Genomic DNA, 12,460 nt, shown 5'->3' on the forward strand with positions numbered 1-12,460 from the left:
AGAAACCAGACGCCGCTCATGGCGAGGAACAGCCGCAACGCCCAGCGGCGGTGAATGTCGATCCGGCGCGCCATGGCGTTCTTCAACGTCATCCAGGCGAAAACCATGATCAGAATGGCGTTCAGCGTCAGGGGCGACGACCCCAGGAGGGTATCGTCCGCGTCGCGATACCCCCAGATCAGGTAGAGACCGCCCAGGCTGATGACGAACGCCAGACTCACATAGACCCGCCCGGTCCAGCGATGGAGCCCCGGCAGGCGCGCCCGAAGGGCGGGGATCAGTTGCAGCGGACCGGCGGCGGTGACGACGAACGCCAGCGCGACATGGGCCGCCATGGCGAGAAAGCCGACCCCATCACCGGCGACCACGCGGCCCGGGACGACCTCGTTCCAGGCCTGGACGTCCCCTCGAAGCGACGTGCCGCCATAGAACAGGGCGATGTAGATCGCGAAGAACGCCTGCCCCGCCGCCGCGACGACGAACCAGAAGATCGTGGAGGCCGTCAGCGCCTTGTCGGCAAGCGGCGCGCGATGCGGTCCCCGCTCAGACCGGGTCGCGGCGGAAAGGCCTTCGCCCGCGGTCTGATCTCGGTTGTCGATCATGTTCATACTCAGTCTGATGTTGCTCGGCGGCGCCCGACCTGCCGCCGCGCGCAGGGCGACCCGGCGGCGGCCCCGGTCGCGGCGGGCGGAGTTGAGCTCTAGCGTGTCACGACGCCGGCGAAACCGCCCCGAAACGGAATACAGCCATTCACAAATGAATGGGTTCACGCTTCCCAGGCCAGACCGCCGCCAGCAACGCCACCGCCAGCGCCGACATGATCAGCACGGGCAAGCTCAATCCGAGCGGCTGAAGGTCGTCACCCCCCGGGCGTGTGATGGCGCCGCCGTACAAACCTCCGAAGGCACAGGCGAGGATTAGAGACCCCACGACAATAAGGACGAGCCCCGCCGCCAGGCGCTCGCGTCCGCGCGCCAGGGCCAGCCATAGGGCCGCCGCCGCCAGGCCCGCGTTCGTCAGCAGTTGCCAGGCCTCATGGAACCGGGCGTGGGCGGGCCAGTCGGGACTGAAGAGGTGGGTGTCGTTCACCTCCAGCACGGGGATCAGCACGACCAGAACAATCGCCGACAGCGTCACAGCCCCGGAGCGCCAACTCCGCCTGCGCCGTGCGGCGGCCCCGTGCGTCGGGTGAGACATGCGCGCGAAGATCGACATGGTTGCGGCTCCCTGCCCTGACGATGCCCTCGTCCCGCTTGCTTTCACCAGCGCCGTGCGTGAATTGGACCTATGCAAGAACGTATCGATTGGCGATCCCTGCGCTTTGACTGGAACTACGCGCGGGCGTTCCTCGCGACGGCCGAGCTCGGCTCGCTTTCGCGCGCCGCCGTCGCCCTGGAACTCAGTCAGCCCACCCTGAGCCGACAGGTCGAGGCCCTGCAACAGACCCTCGGCGTCGTGCTGTTCGAGCGCGCCGGCCGGGGCCTTGTCCTGACCCACGCCGGCCTCGAGCTGCTGGATCATGTCCGGGGCATGGGCGAGGCCGCCGCGCGCACGAGCCTGGCGGCCGACGGTCGCACACAAACCCTCCAGGGTTCGGTGGCGGTCGCGGCCAGCGATGTCTACGCCACCACCCTGTTACCCGATGTCGTGGCCGACATTACGAAGCGGCATCCCGGCCTGACGATCGAGATCGTGGTCGCCAATGATCGAACGGACCTGAGGCGTCGCGAAGCCGACATCGCCGTACGCAGCTATCCTACGGAGCATCCGGATTTGATCGTGAAGCGGCTCGGGTCGGATGAGGGGGGTTTCTTCGCCTCGGCCGACTGGCTTTCCCGCCACCCCACGCCCGTCACGCCGGCGGATATGGAGGGCGTCGATATGATCGGCTACCCGGGCCAGAACTGGCTTCTGAAGGGCCTGCGCGACCTCGGCTTTCCGGTCTCGGAGCAGAACATGCGGATCGTCTCTGATTCCCATCTGGCTCAGTGGGCCATGGTCAGGGCCGGAGCAGGCGTCGGGATCATGACCCTTCGTGTCGGCGAATCCGATCCCACGGTGCAACGCCTGCTGCCGGACCTTCCCCCGCTCACCTTCCCTGTCTGGCTCGTCACCCACCGCGATCTTCGCACGAGTTTGAAAGTGCGCACCGTGTTCGATCAGCTTGCCGTCAGACTGGCCATGGCTCTCCAATCACAAGCGCCCGGCCGCCTCGGCTAGGGGGCGGCGCCATGCGCAGCAATTCAATGAAAGCGGGAAGGTTCTGGCGGAGACGGAGGGATTCGAACCCTCGGTACCCCTTACAGGGTACGACGATTTAGCAAACCGTTGCCTTCAGCCACTCGGCCACGTCTCCGGCAGGCGGCGTGCTTAGCCGAGCATTTCGGACGGCGCAACGGGTCAGACGCACGCGAGCGTTAACGGGACAGTCAGTCGGGTTGTGCATGATGCGCGAGAACTCTTCGTCCGAGCATGATGACCGACGCCGCGAGCCGCCTCTCCAGCCCTGACGCCCCGTCGCCGCGCGCGCGGGCCGCACGGCCGTCTGCGACGCGGGCGACAGCGCCGACTCCGGTCGAGGACGCCGGCACCGCCCGGCGCGGTCCGTTCCGGCCAGAGGTCTGGCTGAACGCGCGCCAGCGGCACGCCTCCCGCCTGGCCGCCCACTATTTCCGCGCCTTCGACGTGCTGGCCGTGGTCGGCATCACCCTGCTGTGCGCCTGGGCCGCCTCGCCCGGCGTGCTGGTGCATGCCGAGGTCTCGCGCATCGCCCCGTTCGCCCTGGGCGCCGGGACCATCCTGGCCCTGCTGCGTTCGCTGGGCCGCTACCGGTTCTCACGGGGCCAGAAGACCGCCGCCCACCTGCTGTCGGTCGCCGCGGTCTGCGCGGTCGGCGCCGCCGTCGCCTTCGCCTCGGGCGCCCTGCTGCGCCCGGGCGCCGGCGCCCAGTGGACCGCCTGGGCCGTCTGGGCCGGGCTGACCTTCGCGGTCCTGATCGCGCTGCACATGGTGTGGAGCGGGCTGGTCTCGCGCTGGCGCGCCACGGGCGCCCTGACCCCGAACATCGTGCTGGTCGGCGCCACCCGTCACGCCGAGGACCTGATCCGCGAGGCGCTGAAGCGCCGCGACCTGAACGTGCTGGGCATCTTCGACGACCGGCTGGCGCGCAGCCCCCGGGCCATCGAGGGCGTGCCGGTGCTTGGCGCCGCCGACGACCTGCTGACCCACAAGATGACACCCTATGTCGATCGCGTGGTGCTGGCCATCGATCCCAAGGCCGAGGCGCGGGTGCGCGAGCTGACAGCCCGGCTGGGCGCCCTGCCCAATGAGGTCACCCTGCTGGTCGAGCCGAACGGCGCGCAGGAGATGACCTCGGCGCTGGACCGCCTCGCCGCGGCGCCCCTGGCCGATATCCAGGGCTCGGTCGACGCCGACCGCCGCGCCTTCAACAAGCGCCTGCAGGACCTGATCGTCGGCCTGATCGCCTTCATCCCCCTGGCCCCGGTCATGGCCCTGATCGCGGTGGCCGTCCGTCTGGACAGCCCCGGCCCGATCCTGTTCCGCCAGCGCCGCCACGGCTTCAATCAGGAAGAGATCGTGGTCTGGAAATTCCGCTCCATGCGGCAGGAGACGGCCGACGCCACCGCCAGCCGTCAGGTCACCCATGACGACGACCGGGTCACCAAGGTCGGGAAATTCATCCGCAAGACCAGCCTGGATGAACTGCCGCAGCTGGTGAACGTGATCACCGGCGAGATGTCGCTGGTCGGGCCGCGGCCCCACGCCATCGGCATGAAGACCGGCCACGTCGAGTCGGCCCGCCTCGTGGCCGAATACGCCCACCGCCACCGCATCAAGCCCGGCATGACCGGCTGGGCCGCCGTCAACGGCTCGCGCGGTCCGCTGCACACCGCCCAGGACGTGCGCCGCCGGGTGCAGCTCGATATCGACTATGTCGAGCGCCAGAGCCTGTGGATGGATCTGTGGATCATGGCCGTCACCATTCCCGTCCTGCTGGGCGACCGTTCGGCGATCCGGTGAGCCGCTAGATGTTCTGGAAAGGCGTCTGGGGCTACCTGCCGGCCAATATCGTGCAGGGCGTGGTCGGCTTCCTGACCATCGTCCTCTTCACCCGTCTGCTCAGCCCCGAGGACTTCGGGCGCTACGCCCTGGCCTTCTCGGTCATGACGCTGGCCCATGTGGCCGTGTTCAGCTGGCTGGAAGCCTCGATGGCGCGGTTCTGGGCCGCCGAGAGCGGGGCCTCGCTGCAGGGCCATTTCGCCAGCCTGTACCGCACCGCCTTTGGGCTGAGCGTCGTATTCCTGGTGGTCATCGGCGTGGGCCTGTGGCTGTGGCCGACGGACCTGCTGTTCAAGACCGCCCTGGCCGTCGGCCTGGCCGGCGCCCCCGCCCGCTGCCTGATGAAGCTGGGCCAGGAGCGGTTCCGCGCCGCCGGAGAGGTGCGCAAGGCCGCCGGCTTCGACATGGCGGTGTCCATCGGCGGGCTGGTCATAGGCGTCGGCTTCGCCCTGGCGGGCGCGGGCGGCGCGGCGCCCCTTCTGGGCCTCGGTCTCGCACCCCTGCTGGCCCTGCCCTTCGTCCTGCCGGGCGAGCTGAAGGAAGCGCGCGGCGGCCGGTTCGAGCCCGAGCGGATGCGGAACTACGCGCTGTACGGCTACCCCATCGCCATGTCGCTGGCGCTGACGGTGGTGCTGTCCTCGACCGACCGCTTCCTGCTGGCCGCCTTCATGGACGAGGCGGCGGTGGGCGCCTATCACGCCGGCTATTCGATCGCGAACCGCACCCTCGACGTCCTGTTCCTGTGGCTCGGTTCGGCGGGTCAGCCCGCGCTGGTCATGGCGCTGGAGCGCGGCGGGGCCGACCGGCTGAAGGTCGCCGCCCGCGAACAGCTGTCCACCTTCCTGCTGGTCGGCCTTCCCGCCGCCGCCGGGGTGGCCCTGGTCGCCCGCCCGCTGGCCGAGGTGCTGATCGGTCAGGACCTGCGCGCCGCCGCGGCCTCGATCACCCCGTGGATCGCCCTGTCGGCCCTGCTGTACGGCCTGACGGCCTACTATTTCGGCCAGGCCTTCACCCTGGGCCGCAAGACCAAGCACCTGCTGATGGCCATGGCCATTCCGGCGGGGGCCAATGTCCTTCTCAACCTGATCCTCGTGCCCCGCTTCGGCGTCATGGGCGCGGCGTGGGCCACCGCGGCCAGCTTCGGCCTGGGCCTGCTGGCCACCATGGCCCTGGGCCGCCGGGTCCTGCCGCTGCCGGTGCCGTGGGAGGCGCTGGTCCGCTGCGGCGTCGCCGCCGCCGTCATGGCCGCCGCCGTCTCGGTCCTGCCCCCCATCGGCGGCGTGTTCGAGCTGGCGCTGGACGCCACGGTCGGCGCGGTCGTCTACGCCGCCGTCGCCCTGACCATCAACGCCGCCGGGGTCCGCGATGTGGCCCTGCGCCTTGTCGCGCGCCGCCGCGCCGGAAAGGTCGCCGCATGACGTCTCCCGCCCCCAAGGCCTCCGCCTCCAAGGCGAAGATCACCGACAACGCCGCGCGCAAGGCCGCCCGACCGGCGGTCTCGGTGCTGATCCCCTTCCTGCGCGACGATCCGTCCGAGCTGCTGCAACTGCTCGACGAGGAGGCCGCCTCGGTCGACGGGGCCGTCGAGATCGTCGTGCTGGACGACGGCACCGCCGACGCCGACCTGACCGCCCGGCTGGTGGCGCAGGTGAAGGCCATGGCCCTGCCGGCGCGGCTGATCACCCTGCCCGCCAACGAGGGCCGCGCCATCGGACGCAACCGGCTGGCTTCGGCGGCGCGCGGCGGCAGCCTGCTGTTCCTCGATAGCGACATGCGGCCCGACCATCGCCGCTTCCTGCGCGACTGGGCCGATCTGGTCTCGCGCGAGGATCCGGCCGTCGCCTTCGGCGGCTTCTCCCTGCTGCAGGCCCCGACCGACGCGAAATTCCAGGTCCACCGGGCCATGGCCGCCAAGTCCGAATGCGTGCCCTATACCGAGCGGGCGAAGCAGCCTGAGAAATACGTCTACACCTCCAACCTGCTGGTCCGCCGCGACGTGTTCGAGGCCGAGGCCTTCGACCCGGGCTTCACCGGCTGGGGCTGGGAGGATGTGGAGTGGGCCATGCGCGTGTCGCGCCGCTTCCGCGTCGTTCACCTGGACAACCCGGCCACCCATATGGGCCTGGACACCGTCCAGGCGCTGGCGGGCAAGTATGAGCAGTCGGCCCCGAATTTCGCCCGCATGGCCGCCCGCCATCCCGAGATCGTCGCCGCCTATCCCAGCTACAAGGCCGCGAAACTGCTTAAGACCCTGCCCGCCCTGCCCCGCCTGCGCGCCCTCATGCGTCGGGTCGCCGGGATGGAGCGCCTGCCGGTCGCCGCCCGCGCCTTCTCCCTGCGCCTGTACCGCGCGGCCCTGTACGCGGACGCGGTGTGATGGGCGACGTCGCCGTCATCGTCCCGACCCTGCGCCGGCCCGAGAGCCTGGAGCGCGCCCTGCGGTCCCTATTCGCCCAGACCGGCGTCGAACGGCGAATCTCGGCCATCGTGGTGGTCGACAACGATCCGACCGCCTCCGCCGCGCCCCTGATCGAGGCCCTGAAGCCGCAGAGCCCCTGGGCGCTGGTCTATGTATCCGAGCCGACGCCGGGTGTGGCCCGCGCCCGCAACGCCGGGCTGGCCGCGACCGACGCGCCCCTGATCGCCTTCCTCGACGACGACGAGGCCGCCTCGCCCGGCTGGCTGGCCGCCCTGCTGGCCGCGCAGGTTCAGACCGGCGCCGACGCCGTCTTCGGCCCCATCACCGGCCGCGCGCCCGAGGCCCAAGAGTGGCTGAAGCCGTATCTGGAGCGCTTCTTTGGACGTGAGGGTCCGGCGACGACCGGTCTGATCGACCACCCTTGGGGCTGCGGCAACTCCCTGCTGGTGCGGACCACGGCCCTGCCCGGCGATGCGCCGTTCAGCGCCTCGGCGGACCATACGGGCGGCGAGGACGACGTGCTGTTCGCGGCGCTGGCGGCCCGGGGCGGCCGGTTCGGCTGGGCCGCCGACGCCTGGGTCGAGGAGTTCGCCCCGGCTCACCGCGCCACCCTGACCTACGCCCTGACCCGGGCCTTCGCCTATGGACAGGGACCCAGCCAGACCGCCGCCGCCGCGCGCGACTGGCCCGGCGTCCTGCGCTGGATGGTGATCGGCGCGGCGCAGACCGTCGTCTGGGGCGGGGCCTCGCTGGCCCTGACCCTGATCACCAGCCCGAAGCGCGCCGAGATGTACGACCGCACGGCGCGCGGGATCGGCAAACTGTTCTGGATGAAGGGCTTCGAGCCCCAGTTCTACGGAACCGCCGAGGTCGCCCGCCTGGACCGAACGGCCTAGCCCGTCAGGCGCCGCAGGAAGGCCGGCGGATTGTAGGTCGAGCGGTTGACCACCACGCCCGCAATCTTGCCGCCCACGGCCTCGATCTCGTCGCGCAGGATCAGCGGATCGCCCGCCGAGGTGCTGCCCGCCGCCACCACCAGCACCGTCGCGGCGACGAAGGGCGCCAGGGTGATGGCCGTGTCGCTACGGTCGGCGGCGGGGGAATCGATCACCACGGTGTCGGCGTGGCGGCGCAGGGCGTCCCAATAGCGGGCGTCGCCCAGCACCTCGGCCCGCTGGCCCGATCGCAGGTGTTCACCCGCGAACCGCGTGCCCCACAGCCGCCCGCCCAGGAAGGGCCGCGCCGTGACCAGTCGGGCGGGGTGCACCGGCTTGCCCTCGCGGTCGGTCACGCGCGGGGTGATGGCGAAGAAGATGGAGCCGTCGGGCGTGGCCATGGCGGCCTTGCCGGCGCGGCCGAAGCGGTCGGGTTCGGCGGCCATGGCCTCGACCTGCGCCTGCTGGGCCAGGTCGGCGTCGACCAGCCAGACCGGACGGCGGGCCCGGACGGCGGCCAGGCGGGCGTATTCGCGCGCGACGGTGGAGACGCCCTCGCCGGTGTTGGCGGCGGCGATCTGGATCACGCGGCCGCGATGGCCCGGCGCCGGACCCAGCGCCGCCCAGAGAGCCGCCATTTCGGACGTCAGATCGACCATCGAATCGTTACGCGCCTGTCCTCAGCCTGAACGCTACCACGGCTCCCGCCCGCCTCATCGGGCCTTCACCGGGGCCACGGCCAGAACCGGCATGTCCAGCGTGCGGCCGGTCGACGCGGGGGTGACGTAACCCCGGCGCATGAACACCCGCAGCAGGCCGACGCACAGGGCGGTGAAGCCGGCGAACAGGAAGACGGCGGCCAGCAGCGGAACCTTCAGGCTCTTGCCCTTGGTCGGGGCCTCGGCGCGGGCGATGACGGTGACGTTGTCGGCGCCGGCGGCCACCAGGGCGCTGTCGGCGCGGGCCTCGGTTTCCCGCTGCTGGAATTCGCGGACCTTGGCGGTCAGCACTTCCCGGCTGCCGGCCAGGGTCGAGTTGGTCGATTCCAGCTGGGTCAGGTGGGACTGACGTTCGCGCAGGGTGTTCAGCTGACCCTCCAGCACCGACAGGCGGGCGGCCAGGGCGTCGCGGTCAGCGGCGGCGTTGATCCGGGCGGTCTCGATCTCGGTGAAGATGGTGCTGGGGCCGGTGCGGACCTCCTTGGCCCCCACCGTCGTACCCGTGGCCACATAGGCCTGCAGCTGGGCGATGCGCTGGTCGATGTCGCGCACCGGCTGGGCGTCCTCGGTGTAGCGCGCCAGCAGGTTCTCGCGCTCGGTGCGCAGCGTCAGGATCTGGTCCTGGGCCGAGATGTTCAGGTCCTGCTGCAGCACCACCTCGGCGGGCTGCTGGGCCAGCTGGGCCTCCAGCGTCCGCAGCCGCTGCGAGGCCTGGTTCAGCTGGGCGCGGACCGACAGGGTCTCGGCGAAGGTGGTCTGGTAGGTCGCCGCCAGGGTGACCTTGGCCGTCGCGAAGTCGCCGATGTCGTTGGACTGCAGGAAGGCCTCATAGGCGTTGTCGGCCTCGCCCAGCTCGTTCTCGAAGACCTCGCGCTGGGCGGTAAAGGCCGGACTGGCGCGGTCGCGGAACACGGCGCGGCGCTGGATCAGATACTGGTCGATCACCGCGTTCAGCACCCGCGCGGCCCGATCGGGATCGCCCGCTTCATAGGAGACCGAGATGATGGCGCTGGCCGGGGTGGTGCCGACGCCCAGTCCGCCGTCCAGCGCCTTCAGCGCGGCGGTTTCCTTCTGGGCCGGCGTTCCCTTGGCGTCCGGCCCCAGGATGGCGTCGGCGCCCAGCACTTCAACGGTGCGTCGCTTGACCTCCAGGCTGCCGAGGATCCGCGCCTCGGCCTGGGCCACGGCGGAGGCTTCCAGCGGCTGGCCGGTGCGGTCGCTCAGGCCGACGCGCGGCTGGTACACATATTCCTGCCCCGCGCCCGCATAGACCGTCGAGGTGGCCGTATAGGTCTTCTTGAGCGTCAGCACCGCCGCCGTGCCCAGCGCGAACACGGCCAGGAAGATCACGATCATCAGCAGCAGTTCGCGGAACAGCAGGCCGACGATGTCAGCGAAGCCGTAGCGCGGCCGGACTGTCGTGTAGGCCGTCGTGCGCATTCGGGCGGACTGATTCCATCAAACGGGACTGTGAGCCTCAGACTTCGCCTACCCGCGTTAACCATGGGTTACCCATAACCCCTCACCTTGCCGCCAACACCGCTTTCGGGAGCGATTCCGCCATGTCCATTGACCGCCGCCTGATGCTTCTCGGCCTGCTCGGCGCGAGCGGCGCCCTGGCGGGCTGCGGCGGGATGTCGGGCGGAGACGATTCGCGCCTGCCCCTGCCCGCTTCTTCCGGCGCCGGCGGTCGGGTCGAGCGGGTCAGCCGCACCTCGTTCCCGGAGATCGGCTTCTCCGACTGGTCGGACGACGAGCCGGAGTACGTCCTCTACCCGGGCGACGAGATCGAGATCGCGACGCCGACCGCTGTCGAACTGACCCGCACCCAGCGGATCGGGCCGGACGGCCGGATCTCCCTGCCGCTGGTCGGCCAGCTGATGGCCGCGGACCGCACCATCGCCGAGTTGGAGGCCGACGCCTCGACCGCCTACGCCAGCCAGCTGCGCCGTCCGACGGTCGAGGTGACGCTGAAGACGGCGGGTCCGATCCGGGTCTGGGTCGGCGGCGAGGTCCGCACCCCGGGCATGATCGAGATGAACGGCGACCTGGACGCCTATCAGGCGATCATCCAGGCGGGCGACTACCTGCCCGGCGCCAAGCAGGACCGGGTCGCCCTGATCCGTCGCGGCCGCGGCGGCGTGCGCATGCTGCGGGCGGTCGATCTGAGGCCCCGGCGCGGCGAGGTCGTGGCCCTGCGGCGCGGCGACATCATCTATGTGCCCCGCACCGAACTGGCCGAGGTCGCCAACTGGGTGACCCAGTTCCGCAACGCCCTGCCTATCGGGTTCACCTACGCGATTGGCGGGCAGTACCAGAACTTCTAGGGCCCGATTGAGGGCAGCGCGAAAACCCTCAAAGGTTGTGCGGCGAAGTGATTAGTGGTTAGTGATTGGTGGTTCGCAGCCGCAAACCTCCGCACCCATGACGCAAGGAATCGCAAGCTACCGCGACCTCGAAGTGTGGAAGCAGGCCCTGAATTGGGCCGAGGCAATCTATGAAGCGACCGCACATTGGCCACGCGACGAACGCTTCGGGCTGATCAGCCAGGTTCGACGAGCCGCCGTTTCGGTAGCTTCCAATATCGCAGAAGGCTCCGCGAGACAGAGCACGGGAGAGCTCGTGCAATTTCTTGGCATCGCCAAGGGATCGCTGGCGGAAGCGGAAACCCAACTCTTGTTGGCTGAAAGGCTGTCCTATTTGGGCAGAGCGGACGCCCGGACGCTGCTACTCGCCTCATCGGACATCAACCGCATGCTGGTCGCGCTGTCCGCGTCGCTGAAGAGGCGCACGGACGGCTGACCCAGCCATCCACTAATCACTATCCACTAACCACTAGCGACCCCGGTGGTCAGTCGTAGCGAGCACGATCAGGCAGCCAGCTTGACCACGCCGGCGTCGATGTAGCGGCGCGCGGCCTTCTGGGCTTCGCTGATCTCTTCCTGCTCCATTTCCTGGCTCATCTCGCGGCGATAGACGCGCGCTTCGACACTGCCCTTCATGGCGGCGAGGTTGAAGATCATGTGAGCCGAGACGCGGTCCATCGGGCAGCCGTTCTGGCCCGTGGAATACATCATGCCCAGCCGGAACAGGTCGTCCCCGTTCATGTCGGCGGTCGGCAGGGGCAGAGCCTCTTCGACCATTTCAGGCGCCGTTTCTTGCGCGTTCATCACCGTGTCTCCGGTTCGCAGGCCGTTCTGGCCTCGTCCTGTGACCCGAGTGAAAGACCCGCGGTTTGAATACAGAGTTAACAACGCGCACCTGAAGCGCCTTTTCAGACGAATCCGCCGAACTTTCTGCGCCCCGTAAAGACCTCTGAAATCTCTCGATAATCTCTGATTCAGAGGCCCTAACGAGACGTGACTCGCATCCTTACGAAGGGTTACCGCGCGCGCTGCCCGAACAGCACCTTGCGGGCGTCCTCGGCCGCCTTTCCGGACGCCGCCAGGTTCCTGCGCAGCTCCTCGCCGAGCGCGCGGCCCTTCTGCACCGCGGGCCGATCGCCCACTCGCGCCAGCCAGGCCTTCAGGTTCGGGAACTCGTCGACGTTCTGGCCCTGCAGCTCGGGCAGGATCCACGGCCAGGCCGCCATGTCGGCGATGGAGTACTCGCCCGCGAGGTAGGCCCGGTCCGCCAGCCGGCGGTCCAGCACGCCATACAGGCGGTGGGTCTCGTCGGTGTAGCGGCGCACGCCGTAGGCGATCTGGCGCTGGTCCTGGACGATCGCGGGCGCGTACTGGCGGAAGTGATGCGTCTGGCCCGCCATCGGTCCCAGTCCGCCGACCTGCCAGAACAGCCACTGGTCGACCTCGGCCTTTCCGCGCAGGTCGTGCGGATAGAATTTGCCCGACTTGGCGCCGAGGTACTGCAGGATGGCCCCGGACTCGAAGATGGCCAGCGGCATGCCGTCCGGGCCGTCCGGATCGACGATGGCGGGCATGCGGCCGTTGGGGCTGATCTTCTGGAAGGCGGGCGCGAACTGCTCGCCCGTCCCGATGTTCACCGGCTTGAGCGTGTAGGGCAGCCCCATCTCCTCCAGCGCAATGGACACCTTCCAGCCGTTCGGCGTGGGCCAGTACCAGAGTTCGATCGGGCGGGTCATGACGGCTCCTGTGACGGTTACGGTCGAGGTGGGCGCCGCCCCTCCCGCGCGCAACCGGCAAGCTGACAGCGATGTTCAGCGGCAGTTCATCGGCCCGGGACGAACCTCGCTCCATGCTTAACGGACGGGCCCCCGCCCCGCTCCGACAGGGAGAAGAAGGATGAACCGTTTCACCAAGGCCGCCGTGATCGGTCTGGCGCTGGCG

Annotated in this window: 13 protein-coding genes and 1 tRNA gene; 7 read left to right on the forward strand and 7 right to left on the reverse strand. The window is 69.6% G+C overall.

Going from position 1 to position 12,460, the window contains the following annotated elements:
• The coding region (locus Q0C81_RS08350; RefSeq protein ID WP_291836352.1) for a DUF2306 domain-containing protein at positions 1–602 on the reverse strand (602 nt) is incomplete at its 3' end.
• Positions 603–750: 148 nt separating this feature from the next.
• Positions 751–1,215 (reverse strand): DUF6640 family protein, encoded by a 465-nt coding sequence (locus Q0C81_RS08355; RefSeq protein WP_291836355.1) that lies wholly within the window; start codon positions 1,213–1,215, stop codon positions 751–753.
• Positions 1,216–1,287: 72 nt separating this feature from the next.
• Between Q0C81_RS08355 and Q0C81_RS08360 the strand changes: the two genes are divergently transcribed.
• On the forward strand, positions 1,288–2,220 hold the full coding sequence (locus Q0C81_RS08360; RefSeq protein ID WP_291836357.1) for a LysR family transcriptional regulator: 933 nt from the start codon (positions 1,288–1,290) through the stop codon (positions 2,218–2,220).
• Between the two features lie 44 nt (positions 2,221–2,264).
• Here Q0C81_RS08360 and Q0C81_RS08365 read toward each other — a convergent pair.
• Positions 2,265–2,356 (reverse strand) — tRNA-Ser (locus tag Q0C81_RS08365).
• 119 nt (positions 2,357–2,475) lie between these two features.
• Here Q0C81_RS08365 and Q0C81_RS08370 point away from each other — a divergent pair.
• From Q0C81_RS08370 to Q0C81_RS08385, 4 genes are read left to right on the forward strand one after another with little or no spacing between them, the layout of a single operon-like run.
• Positions 2,476–4,041 (forward strand): exopolysaccharide biosynthesis polyprenyl glycosylphosphotransferase, encoded by a 1,566-nt coding sequence (locus tag Q0C81_RS08370; RefSeq protein ID WP_291836360.1) that lies wholly within the window; start codon positions 2,476–2,478, stop codon positions 4,039–4,041.
• An 8-nt stretch (positions 4,042–4,049) separates the two neighbouring features.
• Positions 4,050–5,498, forward strand: coding sequence for a lipopolysaccharide biosynthesis protein (locus tag Q0C81_RS08375; protein WP_291836362.1), 1,449 nt, complete (start codon positions 4,050–4,052; stop codon positions 5,496–5,498).
• Positions 5,495–6,457 carry a glycosyltransferase family 2 protein gene (locus Q0C81_RS08380; protein WP_291836364.1) on the forward strand — a complete coding sequence of 321 codons (963 nt, stop codon included), beginning with the start codon at positions 5,495–5,497 and terminating at the stop codon, positions 6,455–6,457. Before Q0C81_RS08375 ends, Q0C81_RS08380 begins: the two co-directional genes overlap by 4 nt.
• Positions 6,457–7,395, forward strand: coding sequence for a glycosyltransferase family 2 protein (locus tag Q0C81_RS08385; RefSeq protein ID WP_291836367.1), 939 nt, complete (start codon positions 6,457–6,459; stop codon positions 7,393–7,395). The genes Q0C81_RS08380 and Q0C81_RS08385 overlap by 1 nt, the downstream gene beginning before the upstream one ends.
• Here the strand turns inward: Q0C81_RS08385 and Q0C81_RS08390 are convergent.
• Together Q0C81_RS08390 and Q0C81_RS08395 are read right to left on the reverse strand one after the other, a co-directional pair.
• Positions 7,392–8,093, reverse strand: coding sequence for a hfsB (locus tag Q0C81_RS08390; protein ID WP_291836370.1), 702 nt, complete (start codon positions 8,091–8,093; stop codon positions 7,392–7,394). The genes Q0C81_RS08385 and Q0C81_RS08390 overlap by 4 nt on opposite strands.
• Positions 8,094–8,147: 54 nt before the next feature.
• Entirely contained in the window at positions 8,148–9,593 is a 1,446-nt protein-coding gene (locus Q0C81_RS08395) for a chain-length determining protein (protein ID WP_291836373.1), read from the reverse strand.
• 122 nt (positions 9,594–9,715) lie between these two features.
• Here Q0C81_RS08395 and Q0C81_RS08400 point away from each other — a divergent pair, with 122 nt between their 5' ends.
• A complete protein-coding gene (locus Q0C81_RS08400) occupies positions 9,716–10,480 on the forward strand; it encodes a polysaccharide biosynthesis/export family protein (protein ID WP_291836375.1) in 765 nt (254 codons plus the stop codon).
• A 97-nt stretch (positions 10,481–10,577) separates the two neighbouring features.
• Positions 10,578–10,955 (forward strand): four helix bundle protein, encoded by a 378-nt coding sequence (locus Q0C81_RS08405; protein WP_291836379.1) that lies wholly within the window; start codon positions 10,578–10,580, stop codon positions 10,953–10,955.
• A 68-nt stretch (positions 10,956–11,023) separates the two neighbouring features.
• Here the strand turns inward: Q0C81_RS08405 and Q0C81_RS08410 are convergent, their stop codons facing one another.
• Positions 11,024–11,323 carry a sel1 repeat family protein gene (locus Q0C81_RS08410; RefSeq protein ID WP_291836381.1) on the reverse strand — a complete coding sequence of 100 codons (300 nt, stop codon included), beginning with the start codon at positions 11,321–11,323 and terminating at the stop codon, positions 11,024–11,026.
• Between the two features lie 212 nt (positions 11,324–11,535).
• On the reverse strand, positions 11,536–12,255 hold the full coding sequence (locus Q0C81_RS08415; RefSeq protein WP_291836384.1) for a glutathione S-transferase N-terminal domain-containing protein: 720 nt from the start codon (positions 12,253–12,255) through the stop codon (positions 11,536–11,538).
• Positions 12,256–12,460 lie beyond the last annotated feature (205 nt).

The sequence above is a fragment of the Brevundimonas sp. genome, from assembly GCF_023259385.1.
Classification (GTDB): Bacteria; Pseudomonadota; Alphaproteobacteria; order Caulobacterales; family Caulobacteraceae; genus Brevundimonas.

What these genes read in the sequence shown, in the direction of transcription:
- Q0C81_RS08400 (WP_291836375.1), top strand. Translation starts at nt 9,716, where the DNA reads ATGTCCATTGACCGCCGCCTGATGCTTCTCGGCCTGCTCGGCGCGAGC.
- Q0C81_RS08410 (WP_291836381.1), bottom strand. Translation starts at nt 11,323, where the DNA reads ATGAACGCGCAAGAAACGGCGCCTGAAATGGTCGAAGAGGCTCTGCCC.
- Q0C81_RS08395 (WP_291836373.1), bottom strand. Translation starts at nt 9,593, where the DNA reads ATGCGCACGACGGCCTACACGACAGTCCGGCCGCGCTACGGCTTCGCT.
- Q0C81_RS08355 (WP_291836355.1), bottom strand. Translation starts at nt 1,215, where the DNA reads ATGTCGATCTTCGCGCGCATGTCTCACCCGACGCACGGGGCCGCCGCA.
- Q0C81_RS08360 (WP_291836357.1), top strand. Translation starts at nt 1,288, where the DNA reads ATGCAAGAACGTATCGATTGGCGATCCCTGCGCTTTGACTGGAACTAC.
- Q0C81_RS08385 (WP_291836367.1), top strand. Translation starts at nt 6,457, where the DNA reads ATGGGCGACGTCGCCGTCATCGTCCCGACCCTGCGCCGGCCCGAGAGC.
- Q0C81_RS08415 (WP_291836384.1), bottom strand. Translation starts at nt 12,255, where the DNA reads ATGACCCGCCCGATCGAACTCTGGTACTGGCCCACGCCGAACGGCTGG.
- Q0C81_RS08370 (WP_291836360.1), top strand. Translation starts at nt 2,476, where the DNA reads ATGACCGACGCCGCGAGCCGCCTCTCCAGCCCTGACGCCCCGTCGCCG.
- Q0C81_RS08375 (WP_291836362.1), top strand. Translation starts at nt 4,050, where the DNA reads ATGTTCTGGAAAGGCGTCTGGGGCTACCTGCCGGCCAATATCGTGCAG.
- Q0C81_RS08380 (WP_291836364.1), top strand. Translation starts at nt 5,495, where the DNA reads ATGACGTCTCCCGCCCCCAAGGCCTCCGCCTCCAAGGCGAAGATCACC.
- Q0C81_RS08405 (WP_291836379.1), top strand. Translation starts at nt 10,578, where the DNA reads ATGACGCAAGGAATCGCAAGCTACCGCGACCTCGAAGTGTGGAAGCAG.
- Q0C81_RS08390 (WP_291836370.1), bottom strand. Translation starts at nt 8,093, where the DNA reads ATGGTCGATCTGACGTCCGAAATGGCGGCTCTCTGGGCGGCGCTGGGT.